This is a genomic window from Streptomyces sp. NPDC033174 (assembly GCF_055577795.1).
Genome location: NZ_JBVIPQ010000006.1, coordinates 206,109 through 225,796 on the forward strand (window position 1 = coordinate 206,109; position 19,688 = coordinate 225,796).

The window sequence follows — 19,688 nt, forward strand, 5'->3', positions numbered from 1 at the left end:
ACGTACCGGGGCGGGGCGGACTTGGTTAGGGTGGCCGCCATGGCGACCAACGCGTACGCGGGCATAGGTGTGATCGGCGGTTCGGGGTTCTACTCCTTCCTGGACGACGTCACGGAAGTGTCCGTGGACACTCCGTACGGACCGCCGAGCGACTCGTTGTTCGTCGGGGAGATCTCCGGGCGTCAGGTCGCCTTCCTCCCCCGGCACGGACGCGGACACACGCTGCCGCCGCACCGGATCAACTACCGGGCCAATCTGTGGGCGCTCCGGTCGCTCGGCGTGCGGCAGGTGCTCGGGCCCTGCGCGGTGGGTGGCCTTCAGCCGGAGTACGGGCCGGGCACGCTGCTCGTACCCGACCAGCTCGTGGACCGCACTAAGGCGCGGGCGCAGACGTACTTCGACGGTGAGCCGCTGCCGGACGGCAGCGTGCCGAACGTCGTGCACACGACCTTCGCCGACCCGTACTGCCCGGATGGGCGCAGGGCCGCCGTGAAGGCGGCCCGCGGCCGCGGCTGGGACCCGGTGGACGGCGGCACGATGGTGGTCGTCGAGGGCCCGCGGTTCTCGACCCGGGCCGAGTCGCGGTGGCACGCGCAGGCGGGGTGGTCGGTGGTCGGTATGACCGGGCACCCGGAGGCCGTGCTCGCCCGTGAGCTGGGGCTCTGCTACACCTCGATGGCGCTGGTGACGGACCTGGACGCGGGAGCGGAGACGGGCGAGGGCGTCTCGCACACCGAGGTGCTGAAGGTGTTCGGCGAGAACGTGGGCAGGCTGCGCGAGGTGCTGTTCGACGCGGTGGGCGCGCTGCCGGAGACGGCGGACCGGGACTGCTTGTGCACGCACGCGCACGACGGATGGGACCTGGGGATCGAGCTGCCGTAACCCCTTGGGGGCGCTGTGGCGCCTGTGGGTGAGCGGGTTTTCCACAAGGGCAGGCTTGTCCACAGGCCCGAGCGGGATCGGAGCGAAGGCGGGATCGTCGGGGGGTGTTCTCCGGATGGTCCGGAGAGCGGTCCTTCGCGACAGGCGGTGTTCGCCATGACATCCGATCCCTCGTCTTTCCCGCACTCGTCCTTTCCGCCCTTCCCTTCTCCGCCCTCTTCGCCCCCTTCGTTCCCGTCGCCTTCCCCGCCCTCTTCGCTCCCGTCGCCTTCTTCGCCTTCTTGGCCTTCTTCATCCTTCTTTCCGTCGACCGTGCCCGGGATCCGGACGGTGGCGCACTTCCCGCCGCTGCGGGTGCGGGGCGGGAAGCTCCGGCTGCGGCGGGCCCTGCGGCGCCGGAGGCGGGCGCTGGCCGCCGGGCTCGCGATGACGGCGGCCGCGCTGGCGGCCATGGGCACCGGCGTCCTGGGCCCTTCACCGGGGGACGCGCCGGGCCCGGGTGCGGTGGCCGCCGAGCGGGAGTCGCGGCCGCCCGTACGGATGGTCTCCGCGCCGGTACGCATCGCGGACGCCGACTCCGTACGTCTGCTGCGGCCCGGCGACCGGGTCGATGTGATCGCCGCTGCCCCTTCGGCGATCGGGGGCGGGGGCCGACCCCGTGTGGTGGCCAGTGGGGCGCGGGTGAAGGACGTTCCGGCGCCGGGTGGGACTTCCGCGGACGGCGGCGCCCTGATCGTCCTTGCCGTTCCTCGCTCCACGGCGACGGCGCTGGCCGGCGCGGGCTCGACGTCCCGACTGGCGGTGACGGTGTGCTGATTCGCACTGACGCTCCGTCAAGTAGCTGGTCCGAGTGTACGGATTGGACTGCTATGCACCGTGAGCGGCCTAATGACTCAGCCAACTGCACACGCGAGGAAAGGCGCTTGGGTGAGCCCGAAGGAGAAGGAGAGCGTGATGGCAGGCTTCAAAGCCTTCCTGATGCGCGGGAACGTGATCGATCTGGCGGTCGCCGTCGTCATCGGCGCCGCGTTCACGCAGATCGTGAACTCGGTGGTCAAGGGGGTCATCAACCCGCTCGTCGGCGCCTTCGGCACCAAGGACCTGGCCGGCTACCAGTCGTGCCTCAAGGACCCCTGCAGGGTCAACGACGCCGGGGAGGTGGTGAGCGGTATCCCGATCCTGTGGGGAACGGTGCTCAGCGCCACGCTCAGCTTTGTGATCACGGCGGCCGTCGTCTACTTCCTGATGGTCCTCCCCATGGCGAAGTACCTGGCCAGGAGGGCCGCGATGGACAGGGAGAAGGCAGGCGTGCAGGAGACCATGGAGATCAGCGAGCTGGAGGTGCTCAAGGAGATCCGGGACGCCCTGATCCATCAGCGCGGTCCGGTCACGGCCGGGGTGAACTCGACCGGGGCGAGCGCGGCGGGCGTGGGGCCACAGGGCACCACCCCCTAGCCGGCGCGCGGCCGGCGTCAGAGGTGGTGCGGCGGCTTCTCGTCGAGGAAGCGCGCCAGGTCGGTGGCGCTGTCACCACCGGGAGGCCGCTCACCCCATCCACGGTCCGTGTCGTCCGCGGATTGCTGGTCCAGCGGATCGTCGAAGATCAGCTTCGGTGTGGGCTTCGGCTGCTTCGCGTCTCGCGGTCCGAGGGCGGGGGCGGTACTCATACGTCCAGAGTACGCCGGGAAGTCAACGGCTCTTCGGGGTCAGCGGTCCGTCGGGGTCAGCGGTCCTTCGGGTCAGCGGTCCTTCGGGGTCAGCAGCCACAGGCCGAGGACCGCGAGGAACGACAGCACCAGGAAGCCCGCACCCCACCAGGCGGTGTGGGTGTCCCCGGTCACCCACTCGTCGACGACCACCGTCAGGCCCCACAGCTGGCCGATGAGGACGGTGAGCGCCAGGACGAGGCGCGCCGGCAGCTTCGAGGAGCGCTCCGGGTCCTGCTCACCGCCGGCGCCCGAGCCCGGTCCGGTGTGGCGGATCCGGGGGTCTCCGTAGCCGCTGGTCGGGCGGATCTGCGGATAGCGCTCGCCGAGCGGCCGGTTCAGCCGCCGCTGAGCACTGCCCGGGTTGTAGGCGGGTCCCGTGGTGGGCTGTTCGTCGTTCATGTCCGCCTGTTCCTCTCCTCCATACGGTGTGCGGCTCCCGCGCCACCCCAGGCGCTCGGCCATGGCTGCCTGGCCGTCGCCGAGCTGCCGGCACAGGCCGTCCTTGACGCTCTCCCCCGACTGGGTGGTGCCGACCACCCAGACGCGGCCGTCGTCCTGCTCGACCAGGAGCACCTTGGGCAGCGCGCGGGGCGGCGGGCCAGCTGTCACCGACGACCCAGCCAGGGGTCCACGCGGTCGAGGCGCTCGCGCCGCCCGCCACACCCTCGACAAGGCCTCGCCCTCGGCCGGGGAGCTGTACTGCCCCTGCCGCGAAGGCCTCTTCGACGCCCGCACCGGTGAGGGCTCTGCGATGGCTCGGTCACCCGGTCACCGTAGGGTATTACGTACATATTTAGCCGTTTTTGGGCGGCGGGTGGGTGAGCGGGTTCCCCCGGATGGTTCAGGTGCTGTCGGCCCGGCGGGTCAAGGGGGCGGCGGGGCAGCGAGTCCGTTCGGCTGGAGCGCGCCGGCGGACCGGGTTGTGCCGCCGGCGCCCGGATCAGCGCGGCGGTGGGCCGGTGGGTCGGTGGGTCGGCGGCGGGGAGGCTCTGCTGTCCTGGGCTCATGACGCACACGCCCGACGAAACACCGCCCAGTGCCTCATCCGGCCAGGCCCGCCCCCCGATTTCCGCTCGCCCCCTGCGGCCCCTCACCTCCCGCCGCCGCGACGAGGCGCATCGCGCCGCCACGCCCCTGGAGCTGTTCTTCGACCTGTGCTTCGTGGTCGCCATCGCGCAGGCCGGCGCGCAGCTGGTGCACGCGGTCGCCGAGCATCACACCGGTGAGGGCATCGCCAGTTACGCGATGGTCTTCTTCGCCATTTGGTGGGCGTGGATGAATTTCACGTGGTTCGCCTCGGCGTACGACAACGACGACGCCCTCTACCGTGTCGTCACCCTCGTACAGATCGCCGGCGTCCTCATCCTCGCGGCAGGGGTGTCCCGGGCCTTCCAGGACCAAGACTTCCTGATGGTCTGGCTCGGGTACGTGGTGATGCGGCTCGCGCTCGTCTCGCAGTGGCTCAGGGCGGCACACCATGCCTCGGGCGCCGAGCGGACCACGGCCCTGCGGTACGCGGGAGGGGTGATGCTGTGCCAGGTCGGCTGGACCGCATTGGTGTTCGCGCCCGAAGGGGCACGCCCCTGGGTCTTCCTGGTGATGGTGGTCGCCGAGCTGTCCGTGCCGGTCCTCGCGGAGAGGAAGTTCAGCACGCAGTGGCATGCGCACCACATCGCCGAGCGGTACGGGCTCTTCACCATCATCGTGCTGGGCGAGACGATCGCCGCGGCCACTGTCGCCGTGAAGTCCGGTGTCGACGAGAACGACGGGCTGGGTGAGGTGCTGCCCATCGCGGCCGGTGGGCTGCTGATCGTCTTCGCCGCATGGTGGATCTACTTCGCGGTGCCCGCGCACAACCGGTTGTTCTCCAACAGGCAGGCGTTCCTGTGGGGTTACGGCCACTATCTGATCTTCGCGTCGGCGGCGGCGATCGGGGCGGGCATGGAGATCGCGGTCGAGCAGGCCATCGGCAAGGCCCACCTCTCGACGCTCGCCGCGTCGTCCGCCGTCACCGTCCCCACGGCGATCTTCCTGCTGACGGTCTGGGCGCTCCACGCGCGGTACTTCAAGTTCGGCATCGCCCAGCAGCTGGCCCTGCCGGCGGCGGCGCTGGCGATCCTGTGCAGTTCGTTCGCGGGCAGGTGGGCGGTCCTGGTGGCGGGCCTGGTATCGGGGGCGACGATCGTGGTCGGCATGGCGCTGACGGCTCGTATGCGGCGCAGGGAGCGCCGGGCGGTCTGAGACGGAGGCGGCGGACCAGGCGAAGGCGGAAGGCGCGGGGAGTAGTGGCGGAGGAAACGCGGTGGCGTCCGGCGCGTGGTACGCAGGCGGACATGACCAAGAATGACGCACTGACGGACGTGGTGGGACTGCGCGTCGGCCACGCGCGCGTGGCCGGGCCGAACGCGCTCAGCGGGACCACCGTCGTCCTCGCGCCGCCGGGCGGCGCGATCGCCGCCGTGGACGTACGGGGCGGGGGGCCGGGCACCCGGGAGACGGACGCGCTGGACCCGCGCAATCTGGTCCAGCGCATCGAGGCGGTGGTCCTGACGGGCGGCAGCGCGTACGGCCTCGACTCGACGGCCGGGGTGGTGGCGTGGCTGGAGGAGCAGGGCCGGGGCGTACCGGTCGGCCCGGACCCGTCGCAGGTGGTGCCGGTCGTCCCGGCGGCCTGCCTGTTCGACCTGGGGCGCGGCGGGGACTGGAAGGCCCGCCCGGACGCCTCGACCGGGCGCGCCGCGGCGGAGGCCGCGGCGGCGGTGGAGTCCGGCGCCCCGGTCGAGGAAGGGGCGGTCGGCGCGGGCACCGGCGCGGTGGTGGGCGGGCTCAAGGGCGGTGTCGGGACGGCGAGTACGGTCCTGGAGTCGGGTGTGACCGTGGGCGCGCTGGTGGTGGCCAACGCGGTGGGTTCGGCGGTCGATCCGCTGACGGGGGTGCTGTACGGGCGGTACTTCGAGGGGCGGCCCGAGTATCCGTCGCCGGAGGTCCACGCGGCGGCGCTGCGGCGGCTGGAGGAGGCGCGGGGCCTGAGTGCCCCGGCGCCGCTCAACACCACCCTCGCGGTCGTCGCGACCGATGCGGCACTGACGCGCGCGCAGGCGCAGAAGCTCGCGGGGACGGCGCACGACGGCATCGCGCGCGCGGTGCGGCCGGTTCACCTGCTCAACGACGGCGACACGGTCTTCGCCCTGGCGACGGGCGATCTGCCGCTCGGCGAGAATCCGTTGGCCCTGAACCCGATTCTCGCGGCGGGCGCGGACACGGTGACGCGCGCGATCGTCCGGGCGGTGCTGGCGGCGCGCGGCGTGGCGGGGCCGGGCGGCACGTTCCCCTCGTACGCCGAGCTGTACGGCCCCGACTTCCTTATGAACAAGGGAAGTTGAACGAGTCGCTCCGGGGCGCACGGGAACTTGCCGCGCGCCCCCTTCGTTTTGCCGAACCCCAGACGCGATGTCAGACCCAGGGACTACGTTAAGCAAGCATCAAGTGACATGCGGCGACGGCCTGGAGACCCCTCTTGAACGATCCGTACGAGACAACCGAGACACACCTCGAGCGACTCATGGGTCGGGCGCTCAACTCCTTCGATCTGCCCGACTCGACGGTCGAGCGCCTGGAATTGGCGCTGGCGCACGCCAGTTCACTGCACTCCTCCCACCACAGCGCGACGCTGCACCGGACGACCTTCCGGCACACGTATCTGCTGAGCGACGGCACGACGCTGACCCTGTGGGAACTGGCGCACAACACGGGCCGGGACTCCGGGGAGCAGTACGAGCTCTACACGGAGGAGGCGGAGGCGATTCTGGCCGCGTCGTGGCTGCCACTGACGGCCGGCCGGGGCGGGGGCGCCGAGGGCACGGTCCCCTCGACGGACGCTCGGGCCGAGGGTGCTCTGGTCGAGGACGCCCTCGCCAAGGGCTCGCCGGCCGGGGACGCCCTGGCCGAGGACATGGAGCTGGTGGCGAGACTGCTGGCGCGCCCGCTTCCGGCGGGGCCTCGTAGGTACGTGCCGGACAATTCTGCCGATCACGCCCGTCGGGTCCTGCGGCGCGCGGAGAACCCGGACCGGCCGGGCGAGGAGACCGCGACCCGCCTGCGGTCGGCGTTCGCGCACCACATCACCCAGGCCTTCGGGCGCCACTGCGCCACCGAGGGCGCGAGCGGAAGCGCCGGTTTCACGCTCTACGAGCACGCGTTCCTGCTCCTCGACGGCAGCGAGCTGAGCCTCTGGGAGGTGGAGCACACGGCGACACCGGACGGCCGGCACATGTGCGAGGTGTATGGGGAGGAGCGCGTGGCGCGGGAGGCGATGGAACACCGGGCACGAGTCCGCTGAAGCGAGCGAGGCGACGAGGCGACGGCTCGGACCACGAAGCCGCTGAAGCCGCGGAGGCCACTGAAGCCAGGAGACCGTGGGCGGCGCGCCCGGGGTGTGCGGGCCGCCCACGGCCGGCCCAGGTGGGTCCGGGCCGGGCTTCGGTACGGGTCAGGCGGCGACGGCCACCTTGGGCTCCGACCGCTCCGAAGTCGACCGAGCGGGCTTGGTCTTCCGAGCGCCCTTGAGGAGGATCACCAGACCCGCGCTGACGAGGGTGCCGGCGACGATGGCGACCAGGTAGAGCAGCGGGTTGCCGATCAGCGGGATCACGAAGAATCCGCCGTGCGGCGCCCGGAGCGTGCACTCGAAGGCCATCGAAAGAGCACCGGTCACGGCGCCGCCCGCCATCGCGGCGGGGATGACGCGCAGCGGGTCGGCCGCGGCGAAGGGGATCGCGCCCTCGGTGATGAACGAAGCTCCGAGGAACCAGGCCGCCTTGCCGTTCTCCCGCTCGGGCTCGGTGAAGAGCCTGCCGCGCACGGTGGTGGCCAGCGCCATCGCGAGCGGCGGGACCATGCCCGCGGCCATCACGGCGGCCATGACCTTGAGGGACCCGTCGTTGGGGGTGGCGAGACCGCCGACGGCGAAGGCGTAGGCGACCTTGTTGAGGGGTCCGCCGAGGTCGAAGCACATCATCAGCCCGAGGATCACGCCCAGGATGATCGCGTTGGCGCCGGAAAGGCCGGACAGCCAGCCGGTGAGGGACTTCTGAAGGGCGGCGATCGGCTTGCCGACCACCAGGAACATCAGGAATCCGACGATCGCGGACGAGAGCAGCGGGATGACGACGACGGGCATGATGCCGCTCAGCACCGGTGGCACGCGCAGCCGTTGGACGGCGAGGACCGTGCCACCCGCGATCAGACCCGCCACCAGGCCGCCGAGGAATCCGGCGTTGATCGTGAGCGCGATCGCGCCGCCGACGAAGCCGGGTACGAGGCCGGGGCGGTCGGCCATCCCGTACGCGATGTATCCGGCGAGGACGGGCACGAGGAAGCTGAACGCGAGCCCGCCGATCTGGAAGAGCAGGGCGGCCCAGCCGGCGGCCTCGCCCCAGGCGAAGTGTTGGGCGACGGAGGGGGCGTCGCTGATGCCGTAGCCGCCGATTGCGAAGCCGAGGGCGATGAGGAGGCCGCCCGCCGCGACGAAGGGGACCATGTAACTGACGCCCGACATCAGCCACTTGCGGAGCTTGGTGCCGTAGCCCTCGCCAGGTTCGCCGCCCTTCTCGACGGGCGTGGCAGCCGCGGCGCCCGCGGTGATCTCGCCGCGCTCCGCCTTGCCGCGCACCTCGGCGATCAGCTCACCGGGCCGGTTGACTCCCGCCTTGACGCCCACGTCGACCGTCGGCTTCCCGGCGAAGCGCTCCTTGTCCCGTACGGGCACGTCGTGCGCGAAGATCACCCCGTCGGCCCGGGCGATCACCTCGGCGTCCAGCCGGGTGAACCCGGCGGACCCCTGAGTCTCGACGGCCACCTCGACGCCGGCCGTCCGGCCGGCCCTCTCGAGGGCCTCGGCGGCCATGTAGGTGTGGGCGATCCCGGTCGGACACGAGGTGACGGCGACGATCCGGAACGGCGCGCGGGAGTCCACGGGCGGGGCCGGGGAGTTCGCGTCCTCGGTGGACGAGTCCGCGCCGGCGTCCGGAGAGTTCGCGCCCCCGGCCGAGGGGTTCCCGGCTGCCACCGGAGAGTTCACGCCTGCGGCTGACGGGCTCCCGCCAGGCTGCGGCTCGCTCGCGCCCACGGCCGAGGAGTTCCCGGGTGCCACGGGAGACCTCGCGCCTGCGGCCGGCGACTGCACATCCATCCCCGGCAGGCCGGTTTCCGCGGCCTGCGGGTTCACCCCGGAGTCCGACGAGCTCGCGCCCGCAGCCAACAGGGACCCGGCCGCCACCGGAGAGTTCGCGCCCGCAGCCGACAGGGACCCGTCCGCCGCCGGAGGGTTCGCGCCCGCAGCCGCCGCCCGCGCGTCCCCCGTCGGCAGGTCAGCCTCCGCAGCCGACGCGCTCACGCCTCGCGCCGGCCCGTTCGGCTCCGCGGCAGGAGACCTTCCCGTGGCCGTCGCCTGCGCCACGCCCCCGCCCGCCCCCGGCGCGATGTCGCCCGCGATCAGTGACGCCGCGATCCCCGCGTCCCCCGCGCCCCGCAGCGCCGTTGTGAATGCCTCGTTCATCAGGCGGCGAGCCAGGGCGGACAGGATCGTCAGGTGGGCGTCGTCCGCTCCCGACGGGGCCGCTATGAGGAAGATCAGGTCCGCCGGGCCGTCCGGGGCGCCGAAGTCGATGCCGCCGGTGGCGCGGCCGAACGCCAGGGTGGGCGCGGTGACATGGGCGCTGCGGCAGTGCGGGATGCCGATTCCGCCGTCCAGTCCGGTCGGCATCTGCGCCTCGCGGGCCGCCACGTCGACGAGGAAGCCGTCGAGGTCGGTGACCCGGCCCTGGGCGACCAGGCGCTCGGCGAGCAGCCGGATCGCGTCCGACTTCGTGCGGGCGGCCAGGTCGAGGTCGACCAGGTCCGCGGTGATCATCTGGCTCATCGCGGGCTCCCTTGCTCGCTGAGTACTCGGTCCAGAGGGATGTCCTCGGTCACGGTGACCGCCGACGGGTCGAGGTCGGCCGGGGTCGGCATCTCGCTGCCCGGCAGTCCGACCGCCGCCGCGCCGTGCGCGACCGCCGCCGCAAGGGCGTCCGGGCCCTCGCCGCCGGCCGCCAGGAATCCGGCGAGCGAGGCGTCACCCGCGCCGACGTTGGAGCGGACGGCCGGTACGGCCGCCGAGCCGAACCACAGGCCCGCCTCGGACACCAGCAGCTGTCCGTCCGCCCCGAGACTCGCCAGGACGGCGCCCGCGCCCCAACCACGCAGCTCCTCCGCCGCCTTGACCGCGTCGCCGACCGTGGCGAGGGGCCGGCCGACGGCCTGGGCGAGTTCGTCCGCGTTCGGCTTCACGACGTCGGGCTGGGCACGCAGCGCGGCGAGCAGGGAGGGACCGGAGGTGTCCAGCGCGATCCGCGAGCCGTAGCCGTGGGCGCGGGTGACCAGGTCGGCGTACCAGGCGGGAGCGAGCCCGCCCGGCAGGCTGCCGCAGCAGGCGATCCAGTCCGCGGCGGGGGCGTGGGCCCCCACGGCGGCCAGGACGGCTTCGGACTCGCCGGGGGTCAGCACGGGCCCCGGCGCGTTGATCTTCGTCAGGGTGCCGTCGGGTTCGGCGACGGCGACGTTGGAGCGGGTGTGCCCGCCGAGGGGGACGGGGACGACCTCGATGCCCTGGCCGGCGAGGAGTTCCGCGACGAGTGCGCCCGGTGCGCCGCCGAGCGGGATGACGGCGACCGTGCGGTGGCCGGCCGCCGCGACGGCACGCGAGACGTTGACGCCCTTGCCACCGGGGTCCATGCGCTCGGCGGAGGCGCGCAGCACGCCGCCGCGCTCCAGGGCCGGCACCTCGTACGTCCGGTCCAGGGAGGGATTCGGGGTGACGGTGAGAATCATGTACGTACTACTTCCGTGCCGGCCGCCTCGATGGCGGCGGCGTCCTCGGGGCCGAGCCCGCTGTCGGTGATGAGCAGGTCGACCTCGCTCAGGTCACCGAAGCGGGCGAAGTGCTCCTGGCCGTACTTGGCCGAGTCGGCGAGCAGCACCACGCGCCGGGCGGCGGCGACGACGGACCGCTTGACGGCGGCCTCGGCGAGGTCGGGGGTGGTGAGGCCGTACCGCGGCGAGAAGCCGTTGGCGCCGAGGAAGACGACATCGGCGCGGACCTCGCCGTAGGCCCGCAGCGCCCAGGCGTCGACGGCGGCGCGGGTGCGGTGGCGGACGCGGCCGCCGACCAGGTGCAGATCGATGCCGGGGTGGTCGGCGAGACGGGCCGCCACGGGCAGGGCATGGGTGACGACGGTGAGCGGGCACTCCAGGGGGAAGGCCGCCGCGAGCCGCGCGACCGTGGATCCGGCGTCGAGGATGACGCTGCCCTCGGCGGGGAGCTGGGCGAGGGCGGCCCGCGCGATGCGGTCCTTCTCGTCGGCCGCGGTGGACTCCCGCTCGGCGAGGTCGGGCTCGAAGTCGAGGCGCCCGGCGGGGATGGCGCCGCCGTGGACCCGGCGGACCAGGCCGGCGCGGTCGAGTGCGGTGAGGTCGCGCCGGATGGTTTCGGCGGTGACCTGGAACGCGTCGGCGAGGGAGAGCACGTCGACCCGGCCGCCCTCGCGGGCGAGTCGCAGGATCTCTTGCTGACGCTCTGGTGCGTACATGTGGGGGTACATCCGTTCCATGCCCGAACCTGTTGTTTCTCTGGCAGGCTACGACGACTCACCCCGAGAAGTAAACACATTCGGGCATGGGAAGGACCGATTCGGGCAGATACGGGCATCGGCCGGTGGGCAGCAGCACGAAGCCGCCCCCCGCCGTACGGAAACCCGTACGGGTCGGGGGGCGGCTCGTCGAACAGCCTCCGTGCCGTCGGCGCTCGCGCGCGCCTCACGCGGTCAGGGCGTCAGTACCGGCTCCCGCTCGTCCCCCGCGGCCCCGGCGCCGTTCTCGGCGCCGTTCTCGACCGCGGTCTCCACGGCGTCGGCCTCCGCGTGCCGCTTCGGCTTCGCCGGCAGCGCGAACATCACCAAGAAGATCACCACCAGCACCGCCACGACCCACCACAGCGAGCTCTGGAAGGCGTCCGCGAACGCCGTGCCGAGCGCGCCCGGGCCCTCCTGCGGCCGGGCGTCGTCGATCGCCCCGAAGAAGACCACCGAGACCAGGCCGAGGCCCAGCGCCGTACCCATCTGGCCGGTGGTGTTGATCAGCCCGGACGCCGAACCGGCGTGCTCACGCGGCACCTCCGACAGCACCGCGTCGGTCAGCGGCGCCACGATCAGCCCCATGCCGAGGCCCATGACCACCAGCGGCGGGATCATCTGCCAGGACTGGATGGCGGTGCCGTAGCGGTCGGCCTCGAAGATGTAGAGCAGCAGTCCGGCGACCATCGTCAGCGCGCCCGCCTGCAGCACCTTGCGCCCGAAGCGCGGGACGAGCTTCTGCACGGACATCCCCGCCGCCACCGAGACCGCGATCGAGAACGGCACGCCGGTCAGACCCGCCTTCAGCGCGCTCCAGCCGAGGCCGATCTGCATGTACATCGTCCAGACCAGGAAGAAGATGCCCAGCGCCACGCCGAAGGTGAGCTGCACGGCGATGCCGGCGGCGAAGCTCTTCACCCGGAACAGCGACAGCTCGACGAGCGGCGAACCGTCCTTGCGGGTCTTGTACTTCTCGTACGCGACGAACGCGCCGAAGACGAGCACGCTGCCGGCCATGCACAGGTGGCCCCACAGCGGCCAGCCCAGCTCGCGGCCGCGCGTCAGCGGGTAGATCAGCATCAGCAGGCCGAGCGTGACCAGCAGGACGCCGACCAGGTCGAGGCGGAGCGCCTTCGGGGCGCGGGACTCGATGATGAACTTCCGGCCGAGGATCAGCGCGGCGACGCCGACGGGCAGGTTGATCAGGAAGATCGGGCGCCACTCCAGACCGAAGAGGTTCCACTGGGTGAGCAGCGCGCCCAGCAGCGGACCGGACACCGCCCCCAGGCCGACGATCGCGCCGAACAGTCCGAAGACCTTGCCGCGCTCGTGCGGCGGGAAGGTGACATGGACGATCGCCAGCACCTGCGGGACCATCAACGCCGCCATCGCGCCCTGGAGGAGGCGGGAGGCGACCAGCATCTCCGGATTGGCGGCGAAGCCGCAGAGCGCCGAGGCGAGGGTGAAGCCCGCGATTCCGATGAGGAACAGCCGCTTGCGGCCGTAGATGTCACCGAGGCGGCCGCCGGTGATGAGTCCGGCGGCGAACGCCAGCGCGTATCCGGCGGTGATCCACTGGATCGCGCCGAAGGACGCGGCGAGGCTCCGCTCGATGCTGGGGATCGCGATGTTGACGATCGTGACGTCGACCAGGTCCATGAAGGCGGCGGTCATGACGATCGCGAGGGCGAGCCAGCGGCGCCGGTCGCCCTGCTCAGGCGCGAGGGTCTCTTGGGAGGAGGTCATACGAAGAAATTAGACGTCATATAGGTCAGCTAGTGTCCTAGATGGACCGGCATCCTGGAACACATGACGGACACTCCGGCACGACTCCTGAATCTGCTCTCGCTCCTTCAGACTCCGCGCGAATGGCCGGGCAGTGAGCTCGCCGAGCGCCTGGAGGTCAGCCCGCGCACGATCCGGCGTGACATCGACCGGCTGCGGGAGCTGGGATATCCGGTCGAGGCGACGAAAGGCGCGGTGGGGGGCTACCGGCTGGTCGCCGGTACGGCGATGCCGCCGCTACTCCTCGACGACGAGGAGGCTGTGGCGATCGCGGTCGGCCTGCGGGCGGGGGCGGGACACGCCATCGAGGGCATCGAGGAGGCGTCCGTACGGGCCCTGGCCAAACTGGAACAGGTCCTGCCGTCCCGGCTGCGCCACCGTGTCTCGACCCTCCAGAACGCGACGATCCCCCTCACCCGGGGCGACGGCGCGACCGTCGACCCGCACACACTGACGGCGATCGCGGCGACGGTCACCGGGCGGGAGCGGCTGCGGTTCGGTTACCGGGCGGGGGACGGTACGGAGTCGAAGCGGCAGGTGGAGCCGTACCGGCTGGTGTCGACGGGGCGGCGGTGGTACCTGGTGGCGTACGACATCGGGCGGGAGGACTGGCGTACGTTCCGGCTGGACCGGGTGAGCGATCCTTTCGCCACGGGCGCGCGCTTCACGCCCCGGGACCTGCCGGCGGGGGACGCGGCGGACCTCCTGTCCCGCTCGATGTCCCGTATGCAGCCGGAACAGGACGTGGACGTCTCCTTCGAGGCCCCCGCGGACTTCGTGACGGCCCGCCTGCCGGGGCACCTCATCCCGACGCCGACGGGCCCGACCACCTGCCGCCTGCGGGCCCGGACGGCGGACTCGGTGGAGTGGCTGGCGATCCGCCTGGCGCTGGTGGACTGCGCGTTCACGATCGAGGGGCCGGCGTCCTTGCGGACGTATGTGACGGATTTGGGGGCGCGCCTGGCGTCGGCCACGCGGTAACCACGGGCCGGGGGGGCTCGTACGGCGGAGGCGGGCGCAACCCGCCCCGGCAGGCTGGAACGCACGGGCTCAAAACCGGGGAGGCGGGTCGCCGCCTCCGCGGTGCCCGCCCCCGTTCGCCGGCCGCCCTAGGCCACCGCGTCGAAGCCCGTGTCGCGGGCCATCTTCTTCAGTTCCAGAAGCGCGTGCTTCTCGATCTGGCGAATGCGCTCGCGCGTCAGGCCGTGTTCCTTGCCCACCTCCGTCAGCGTGCGCTCACGGCCGTCCTCGATGCCGTACCGCATCCTGATGATCGACGCCGTCCGGTGGTCCAGCTGGCCGATCAGGTCCTCGAGCTCCTCGCTTCGCAGCAGCGTGAGGACCGACTGCTCGGGCGACACCGCCGACGTGTCCTCCAGGAGGTCGCCGAACTGCGTCTCGCCGGCGTCGTCCACCGACATGTTCAGGGACACCGGGTCCCGCGCCCAGTCCAGGACGTCGATGACCCGCTCGGGGGTCGAGCCGAGCTCCGACGCGACCTCCGCCGGCTCCGGCTCGCGGCCGTTCTCCCGGTTGAACTCGCGCTGGACACGGCGGATCCGGCCGAGCTCCTCCACCAGGTGGACGGGGAGCCGGATCGTGCGCGACTGGTCCGCGATGGACCGCGTGATGGCCTGCCGGATCCACCACGTCGCATAGGTCGAGAACTTGAAGCCCTTGGCGTAGTCGAATTTCTCCACCGCCCGCACCAGGCCCGCGTTGCCCTCCTGGATCAGGTCCAGCAGCGGCAGGCCACTGCGCGGATAGCGCCGGGCGACGGCGACGACGAGCCGCAGGTTGGAGCGTATGAAGACATCCTTGGCGCGCTCACCCTCCGCGGCGAGCGCTTCCAGCTCCTCGCGGCTCGCACCACCCGCGTCACTCTCGATCTCCTTGTCGAGGATCTGCTGGGCGTAGACACCGGCCTCGATCGTCTGGGAGAGCTCGACCTCCTTGGCGGCGTCGAGCAGGGGCGTGCGCGCGATCTCGTCGAGGTACATGCCGACCAGGTCGCGGTCGGCGATCTCTCCGCCCCCGGCGCGAACGCTGCTTGCCCGGCTCGTCCCGTTGGCAGCGGACTGGCGGGCGACGGCACGGGTTGCCATGCGTGCTCCCTTGCTGAGTAGGGTCGCGACACCTTTCGGGTGCCCTGCATCCGACGGAAACAACGACTGGAATCCGGACAGAATTCCCATGGCGCCCATCGATTTTCGTGATCATGCAGTACCCTGTGCCGCCACCAGGGGAGGCCGGATGCCGCCGGAACACACGGATACGCAGGTCAGAGCGGGGACCGAGGCAGACCTCGTGGCGCTGACGGAGCTCTACAACCACTACGTACGCGAGACCGCCGTCACGTTCGACACGGTTCCTCTCACATTCGAGCAGCGTCGCCCCTGGCTGCATTCCCACCCTGAAGACGGCCCCCACCGGCTTCTGGTTGCTCACGATGTCCGCTCTGGCCGGACTCTCGGGTACGTGACCAGTAGCGCCTTCCGGCCGAAGGCCGCCTACTCCACCTCCGTGGAGGTCAGTGTCTACCTCTCCCCCGACGCCGTCGGCCGGGGCGTCGGCACACTCCTCTACGAGCGCCTCTTCACCGCCCTCGCCGACGAGGACGTGCACCGCGCCTATGCCGGAATCGCGGTACCCAACGACGCCTCGGTCCGTCTCCACACCCGCTTCGGTTTCCGCCACGTCGGGACGTACGGCGAGGTGGGCCGCAAGTTCGGCCGCTACTGGGACGTGGCCTGGTACGAGAAGCGGCTCGGTCCGCAGGCGTAGGCCCCGGCCGGGCGTGAGACGTAGGACCCGCCCTCCACCCGGACTCGGTCCTCAGCCCGTTACGCCCCCGGCCGGCCCGCTCCTAGAGTCCGCTCCATGGACACTTCAGCGGACTCCTCGGACTCCACGGACTCCCCGCGTCGGTCGCCGCGCCCCTCCCCGGACTCCTCGACGGTCGATGCCGCGGACACCCCGACGGACGCCTCGACGGTCGACACCACCGGGATCCTCGACGAAGCGCTGGAACGGCTCCATCTCTCCGGCCCCGAGCGCAACGGCTGGCTCTCCAACCACGCGCCGATGGCCGTCGAAGCCCTCGTACGGCACGGCCAGGCACCGGCCGTGCACCGCTGGCTGGACTACTACAAGGCCAAGCTGGAGGACATGCCGTCACCCAACACGACCATCACGCAGGCCAATTGGCGTGAAGCGCTCGGCGATCCGGCGCGGATCGGGGACTGGGCGCGGTACTTCGGGCGGGAGACCGCCGACCGGCCGTGGCGCGAGGTCCTCGCCGAGTGGTGGCCGCGCCTGCTGCCCGGCATCGCGGCCGGCGCCACGCACCCGGTCATCCGCACCGGTCACGCCGTACGGACGCTGCTGGACGGGCAGGAGTCCGAGCCCCGGGTCACCGAACTGGCCCATGCGCTCGCCTACTGGGCCGCCCGTCACCGCACCCTGCCGGATCTGCCGCCCCTCGCCGCCGCACCCGACGCCGCGTCCGCGCTCGACGCCGTACGGCCCGTACGCAGACAGCACGGCGGGATCCGCGAGCGCCTCGACCAGCTGGAAGGCTTCCCCACGTGGGGTACCGCGCCGGACCCTGAGCTCGCGCCGGCCCCGGACCTCGCGCGGCAGCGGCTGATCGAGCTCGTGACGGCGGCGACGCACCGCTACGCCACCCATGGCCATGGCGAACCGATCATGCTGGTGCACGCGGCGACCGCGCCCAACGCCGTCCTCAGGACGCTCCCCGCTCTCCCGAAGGAGTTGTGGGCGGCGAGCCTGTCGGCGGCGTGGACGGCGAGCGCGGCGGTGACGGCCGCGTACACCCCGGCGGCGCCCGCGCCGTACGCGGCGACGCGCCTGACGGCCGAGGAGCTGTTCGAGCGGGCCGCCGCGCACGGCGACGACCACACGATCAAGTTCACCGACACCGCGCTCGACGTCGGGGACCCGGTCGCGCTGGCGGCGGCGGCGCGGGCGATCGCTCTCAACACGCCTGTGTTCTAACCCCTGTTCGGCGCCCGGTCGAGGAAGAAGGCCGGTGTCCCTGGAGGGACACCGGCCTTCTCGGTACGGACGTGCGGGTCGGACGAGAGGTCAGGCGACGAGTTCGGCCTCCTCCGCCGGGGCCTCGGCGGGCTGGGGCTTGGTGTCGCGCATGACCAGCGTGGCCAGGACGGCGGCGGCGACGACACCGATCGCGCTGACGGTGAAGGTGGTCGACATCGAGGCGGTGAAGGCCTCCCGGGCGGCTTGGATCAGGCCGGTGTCGTGCTGGGCGACGGCCAGGGCGTCCCCGAGGGAACGCTTCGCCTGCTCGGGGGCGTCGGCGGGCATCTCGCGGGTGAAGCCGCTGGACAGGAGCGAGCCGAGGATCGCGATGCCGAGGGCGGTGCCCGCCTGCTGGATGGTGTCGTTGAGCGCCGAGCCGACGCCCGCCTTCTCCTCCGGGATGGTGCCCATCAGCGCGCCGACCGCGGCCGGCATCGCGAGGCCGGCGCCGAGGCCGAGCAGCCCGAGCGCGACCGCCGGGACGGTGAAGCCCGTCTCGGCCGTGACGGTGGCCAGCAGTGCGAAGGAGGAGGCCATGACGAGCATGCCGGCCAGCACCAGGAAGCGGTTGCCGATCTTGACGGCGAGCCCGGCCCCGGCGATGTTGCCGGCCAGCGCGGCGACGGCCAGCGGCACGAAGGCGAGGCCCGCCTTGATCGGCGAGTAGCCGAGTACGAACTGCAGGTACTGGGTGAGCACCAGCAGCAGACCGCCGTTGCCGACCTGAACGAGGGTCAGTGACAGGGAACCGCCGCTGAAGTTGCGGTGCTTGAAGAGGACCAGCGGCACCATCGGCGCGGAGGTGACGTTCTCCCAGACCACGAACCCGGCCAGGGCGAGGACCGCGACGGCCAGGGTGATCGCCGACCGGCCGCCGAAGGCACCGTGCTGCGGGAGCTCGATGATCCACCAGACCAGGGCGGTCATACCGGCGGCGGACAGCACTGCGCCGAGCGGGTCCGGCTTCTGCCACGGGCCCTTCGACTCCGGCATGAGGGTGAGGCCCGCCAGCACGGCCAGCGCGACGACCGGGACGTTGATGAAGAAGATCGAGTGCCAGGAGAGGTGGTCGATCAGCACCCCGCCGAGCACCGGGCTGCCGACCAGGCCGAGCATCGACACCGAGCTCCACACCGCCATCGCCTTGCCGCGCTCGTCCTCGTCGAAGACGGTGATGAGGATCGACAGCGTCGACGGCATGATCAGCGCTCCGCCGATGCCCATCGTGACCCGCGCGGCGATGACCTCGCCGGGGCTCGTGCAGAAGGTCGCGGCCAGCGACGCCGCCCCGAAGAGCAGCAGGCCGATGATCATGATCTTCCGGCGGCCGAACCGGTCGCCCAGGCTGCCGGAGGTGAGCAGGAGCCCGGCGAAGACCAGGATGTAGGAGTCGAGGATCCACTGGGTGTCCTGGGCGCTCGCGCCGATGTCCTCGGTCATCGCCGGCACGGCGACGGTGAGCGCCATGCTGTCGACCACCAGGACCAGCGTGCTGAGGCAGAGCACGACGAGGATCCACCAGCGGCGTGGATTACGGGTTTCCATGGAGTTCCTTTCGGCGGCTGGCGCACGCTGTTCCGTTGATGCGCACACTGTACGCAGAGCGGAACAGTGTGCGCAACCCTCGCTGCCTGTACGCTGGATGCGAACGATGTACGCGCAGTGGGGGACGGTGTTAGCGCCGCGCTGGACGGTGTACGCCCGCCGCGACCGACGGACGGACCGCCCCCGCGAGTGGCGCGCGCACCGCCGGGAACGGTGTCCGCCCCGCCTACGAAGGAGTGCCATGGCCGCCAAGACGAACCCGATTCCGTCCGTATGGGCCCGGCAGCAGCGCGAGCCCGACCAGCCGGCACTCAGCCGGGCCGCGATCGTCCGCGAGGCGATCCTCATGCTGGACGCCGAGGGCATCGACGCGCTGAGCATGCGAAAGCTGGCCGCCCGCCTGAACGCCGGGGCGACCTCCCTCTACCGGCACGTCGCGACGAAGGACGAGCTGATGGAGCTCGCGGTGGACGAGGTCGCCGCCGAGATCGCCGTCCCCTCCCCCGACGCCGTCCGGGGGGGCCTCCCGAAGGGCAACGCCGAGTGGCGCGCCGCCGTCACCGAGGCCGCCCGGTCCTTCCGTACGACGGCCCTGCGCCACCCGTGGCTCTCCTCGGTCCTCGGCCAGGCGGGTCTCGCCTACCTGGGCCCCAACCTGATGGCCTTCTCCGAGCGGCTGGCCGCCCTGTTCACGGCCGCCGGCTTCCCCGAGCCGAGCCGCGCGATCGACACCGTCGTGTTGTACGTGATCGGCATGAGCACCACCGAGGCGGCCTGGCTCACCACGGTCGCCCGCTCCGGCGAGACGGAGGCCGACTTCATCGCCCGCCTCATGCCCGCCGCCCAGCAGGCCGCGGCGGGTCACGACCACCTCGCCGACGCGTACGCCGCCGCCGCGGACGGCGGCGCGACCGTCGATCCCGTGGGGATCCGCGACGCCAAGTTCGCCTACGGCCTGGACGTCGTCCTGGACGGCCTGGCGTTGCGACTCCCGGACTAGTCACGGCGACGCCGGGTGGCGCGGACCGAGGAGGCC

At 72.0% G+C, this 19,688-nt stretch carries 18 protein-coding genes; 10 read left to right on the top strand and 8 right to left on the bottom strand.

Features of this window, described 5'->3' with window-relative positions; genetic code table 11:
- Positions 1 to 39: 39 nt before the first annotated feature.
- The 3 genes from ACZ5VC_RS20695 to mscL all read left to right on the top strand — a co-directional run bounded on the left by ACZ5VC_RS20695 (position 40) and on the right by mscL (position 2,337).
- On the top strand, positions 40 to 882 hold the full coding sequence (locus ACZ5VC_RS20695) for an S-methyl-5'-thioadenosine phosphorylase (protein WP_469121476.1): 843 nt from the start codon (positions 40 to 42) through the stop codon (positions 880 to 882).
- A gap of 312 nt (positions 883 to 1,194) precedes the next feature.
- Positions 1,195 to 1,698 (top strand): hypothetical protein, encoded by a 504-nt coding sequence (locus ACZ5VC_RS20700; RefSeq protein WP_469121477.1) that lies wholly within the window; start codon positions 1,195 to 1,197, stop codon positions 1,696 to 1,698.
- Positions 1,699 to 1,836: 138 nt separating this feature from the next.
- The gene (mscL, locus tag ACZ5VC_RS20705; protein WP_469121478.1) at positions 1,837 to 2,337 is read left to right on the top strand and encodes a large conductance mechanosensitive channel protein MscL; all 501 of its coding nucleotides are present in this window, start codon (positions 1,837 to 1,839) and stop codon (positions 2,335 to 2,337) included.
- Positions 2,338 to 2,354: 17 nt separating this feature from the next.
- On the opposite strand, the gene ACZ5VC_RS20710 is transcribed toward mscL, so the two are convergent.
- Together ACZ5VC_RS20710 and ACZ5VC_RS20715 are read right to left on the bottom strand one after the other, a co-directional pair.
- Positions 2,355 to 2,549: a hypothetical protein gene (locus ACZ5VC_RS20710; RefSeq protein WP_469121479.1), complete on the bottom strand. Its 195-nt coding sequence runs from the start codon at positions 2,547 to 2,549 to the stop codon at positions 2,355 to 2,357.
- Between the two features lie 72 nt (positions 2,550 to 2,621).
- Positions 2,622 to 2,990, bottom strand: a complete 369-nt coding sequence (locus ACZ5VC_RS20715; protein WP_469121731.1) for a hypothetical protein — start codon at positions 2,988 to 2,990, stop codon at positions 2,622 to 2,624.
- Positions 2,991 to 3,596: 606 nt separating this feature from the next.
- Between ACZ5VC_RS20715 and ACZ5VC_RS20720 the strand changes: the two genes are divergently transcribed.
- From ACZ5VC_RS20720 to ACZ5VC_RS20730, 3 genes are all read left to right on the top strand, one after another.
- A complete protein-coding gene (locus ACZ5VC_RS20720) occupies positions 3,597 to 4,832 on the top strand; it encodes a low temperature requirement protein A (protein ID WP_469121480.1) in 1,236 nt (411 codons plus the stop codon).
- 92 nt (positions 4,833 to 4,924) lie between these two features.
- Positions 4,925 to 5,974: a P1 family peptidase gene (locus ACZ5VC_RS20725; protein ID WP_469121481.1), complete on the top strand. Its 1,050-nt coding sequence runs from the start codon at positions 4,925 to 4,927 to the stop codon at positions 5,972 to 5,974.
- 134 nt (positions 5,975 to 6,108) lie between these two features.
- Positions 6,109 to 6,930 (top strand): DUF6227 family protein, encoded by an 822-nt coding sequence (locus ACZ5VC_RS20730; RefSeq protein WP_469121482.1) that lies wholly within the window; start codon positions 6,109 to 6,111, stop codon positions 6,928 to 6,930.
- Between the two features lie 150 nt (positions 6,931 to 7,080).
- Here the strand turns inward: ACZ5VC_RS20730 and ACZ5VC_RS20735 are convergent, their stop codons facing one another.
- From ACZ5VC_RS20735 to ACZ5VC_RS20750, 4 genes are all read right to left on the bottom strand, one after another.
- Positions 7,081 to 9,510, bottom strand: a complete 2,430-nt coding sequence (locus ACZ5VC_RS20735) for a PTS fructose transporter subunit IIABC (protein WP_469121483.1) — start codon at positions 9,508 to 9,510, stop codon at positions 7,081 to 7,083.
- On the bottom strand, positions 9,507 to 10,460 hold the full coding sequence (gene pfkB, locus ACZ5VC_RS20740; RefSeq protein WP_469121484.1) for a 1-phosphofructokinase: 954 nt from the start codon (positions 10,458 to 10,460) through the stop codon (positions 9,507 to 9,509). The genes ACZ5VC_RS20735 and pfkB overlap by 4 nt, the downstream gene beginning before the upstream one ends.
- Positions 10,457 to 11,218, bottom strand: coding sequence for a DeoR/GlpR family DNA-binding transcription regulator (locus ACZ5VC_RS20745; protein ID WP_469121732.1), 762 nt, complete (start codon positions 11,216 to 11,218; stop codon positions 10,457 to 10,459). Before ACZ5VC_RS20745 ends, pfkB begins: the two co-directional genes overlap by 4 nt.
- Before the next feature lie 234 nt (positions 11,219 to 11,452).
- The gene (locus ACZ5VC_RS20750) at positions 11,453 to 13,006 is read right to left on the bottom strand and encodes an MFS transporter (protein WP_469121485.1); all 1,554 of its coding nucleotides are present in this window, start codon (positions 13,004 to 13,006) and stop codon (positions 11,453 to 11,455) included.
- A 63-nt stretch (positions 13,007 to 13,069) separates the two neighbouring features.
- On the opposite strand from ACZ5VC_RS20750, the gene ACZ5VC_RS20755 reads away from it, so the two are divergent.
- Positions 13,070 to 14,026, top strand: a complete 957-nt coding sequence (locus tag ACZ5VC_RS20755) for a helix-turn-helix transcriptional regulator (protein WP_469121486.1) — start codon at positions 13,070 to 13,072, stop codon at positions 14,024 to 14,026.
- Positions 14,027 to 14,154: 128 nt separating this feature from the next.
- Here the strand turns inward: ACZ5VC_RS20755 and ACZ5VC_RS20760 are convergent, their stop codons facing one another.
- A complete protein-coding gene (locus tag ACZ5VC_RS20760; RefSeq protein WP_469121487.1) occupies positions 14,155 to 15,150 on the bottom strand; it encodes a sigma-70 family RNA polymerase sigma factor in 996 nt (331 codons plus the stop codon).
- 148 nt (positions 15,151 to 15,298) lie between these two features.
- Here ACZ5VC_RS20760 and ACZ5VC_RS20765 point away from each other — a divergent pair, with 148 nt between their 5' ends.
- Together ACZ5VC_RS20765 and ACZ5VC_RS20770 are read left to right on the top strand one after the other, a co-directional pair.
- Positions 15,299 to 15,829, top strand: coding sequence for a GNAT family N-acetyltransferase (locus ACZ5VC_RS20765; RefSeq protein ID WP_469121488.1), 531 nt, complete (start codon positions 15,299 to 15,301; stop codon positions 15,827 to 15,829).
- 96 nt (positions 15,830 to 15,925) lie between these two features.
- The gene (locus tag ACZ5VC_RS20770) at positions 15,926 to 17,062 is read left to right on the top strand and encodes a questin oxidase family protein (protein ID WP_469121489.1); all 1,137 of its coding nucleotides are present in this window, start codon (positions 15,926 to 15,928) and stop codon (positions 17,060 to 17,062) included.
- 90 nt (positions 17,063 to 17,152) lie between these two features.
- On the opposite strand, the gene ACZ5VC_RS20775 is transcribed toward ACZ5VC_RS20770, so the two are convergent.
- Positions 17,153 to 18,652, bottom strand: a complete 1,500-nt coding sequence (locus tag ACZ5VC_RS20775; protein WP_469121490.1) for an MFS transporter — start codon at positions 18,650 to 18,652, stop codon at positions 17,153 to 17,155.
- Positions 18,653 to 18,893: 241 nt separating this feature from the next.
- Here ACZ5VC_RS20775 and ACZ5VC_RS20780 point away from each other — a divergent pair, with 241 nt between their 5' ends.
- A complete protein-coding gene (locus ACZ5VC_RS20780) occupies positions 18,894 to 19,652 on the top strand; it encodes a TetR/AcrR family transcriptional regulator C-terminal domain-containing protein (protein WP_469121491.1) in 759 nt (252 codons plus the stop codon).
- Positions 19,653 to 19,688: the final 36 nt, after the last annotated feature.

What these genes read in the sequence shown, in the direction of transcription:
- ACZ5VC_RS20695 (WP_469121476.1), top strand. Translation starts at nt 40, where the DNA reads ATGGCGACCAACGCGTACGCGGGCATAGGTGTGATCGGCGGTTCGGGG.
- ACZ5VC_RS20715 (WP_469121731.1), bottom strand. Translation starts at nt 2,990, where the DNA reads ATGAACGACGAACAGCCCACCACGGGACCCGCCTACAACCCGGGCAGT.
- ACZ5VC_RS20775 (WP_469121490.1), bottom strand. Translation starts at nt 18,652, where the DNA reads ATGGAAACCCGTAATCCACGCCGCTGGTGGATCCTCGTCGTGCTCTGC.
- ACZ5VC_RS20755 (WP_469121486.1), top strand. Translation starts at nt 13,070, where the DNA reads ATGACGGACACTCCGGCACGACTCCTGAATCTGCTCTCGCTCCTTCAG.
- mscL (WP_469121478.1), top strand. Translation starts at nt 1,837, where the DNA reads ATGGCAGGCTTCAAAGCCTTCCTGATGCGCGGGAACGTGATCGATCTG.
- ACZ5VC_RS20720 (WP_469121480.1), top strand. Translation starts at nt 3,597, where the DNA reads ATGACGCACACGCCCGACGAAACACCGCCCAGTGCCTCATCCGGCCAG.
- ACZ5VC_RS20735 (WP_469121483.1), bottom strand. Translation starts at nt 9,510, where the DNA reads ATGAGCCAGATGATCACCGCGGACCTGGTCGACCTCGACCTGGCCGCC.
- ACZ5VC_RS20750 (WP_469121485.1), bottom strand. Translation starts at nt 13,006, where the DNA reads ATGACCTCCTCCCAAGAGACCCTCGCGCCTGAGCAGGGCGACCGGCGC.
- ACZ5VC_RS20770 (WP_469121489.1), top strand. Translation starts at nt 15,926, where the DNA reads ATGGACACTTCAGCGGACTCCTCGGACTCCACGGACTCCCCGCGTCGG.
- ACZ5VC_RS20760 (WP_469121487.1), bottom strand. Translation starts at nt 15,150, where the DNA reads ATGGCAACCCGTGCCGTCGCCCGCCAGTCCGCTGCCAACGGGACGAGC.
- ACZ5VC_RS20710 (WP_469121479.1), bottom strand. Translation starts at nt 2,549, where the DNA reads ATGAGTACCGCCCCCGCCCTCGGACCGCGAGACGCGAAGCAGCCGAAG.
- pfkB (WP_469121484.1), bottom strand. Translation starts at nt 10,460, where the DNA reads ATGATTCTCACCGTCACCCCGAATCCCTCCCTGGACCGGACGTACGAG.
- ACZ5VC_RS20780 (WP_469121491.1), top strand. Translation starts at nt 18,894, where the DNA reads ATGGCCGCCAAGACGAACCCGATTCCGTCCGTATGGGCCCGGCAGCAG.
- ACZ5VC_RS20745 (WP_469121732.1), bottom strand. Translation starts at nt 11,218, where the DNA reads ATGTACGCACCAGAGCGTCAGCAAGAGATCCTGCGACTCGCCCGCGAG.
- ACZ5VC_RS20765 (WP_469121488.1), top strand. Translation starts at nt 15,299, where the DNA reads ATGCCGCCGGAACACACGGATACGCAGGTCAGAGCGGGGACCGAGGCA.
- ACZ5VC_RS20725 (WP_469121481.1), top strand. Translation starts at nt 4,925, where the DNA reads ATGACCAAGAATGACGCACTGACGGACGTGGTGGGACTGCGCGTCGGC.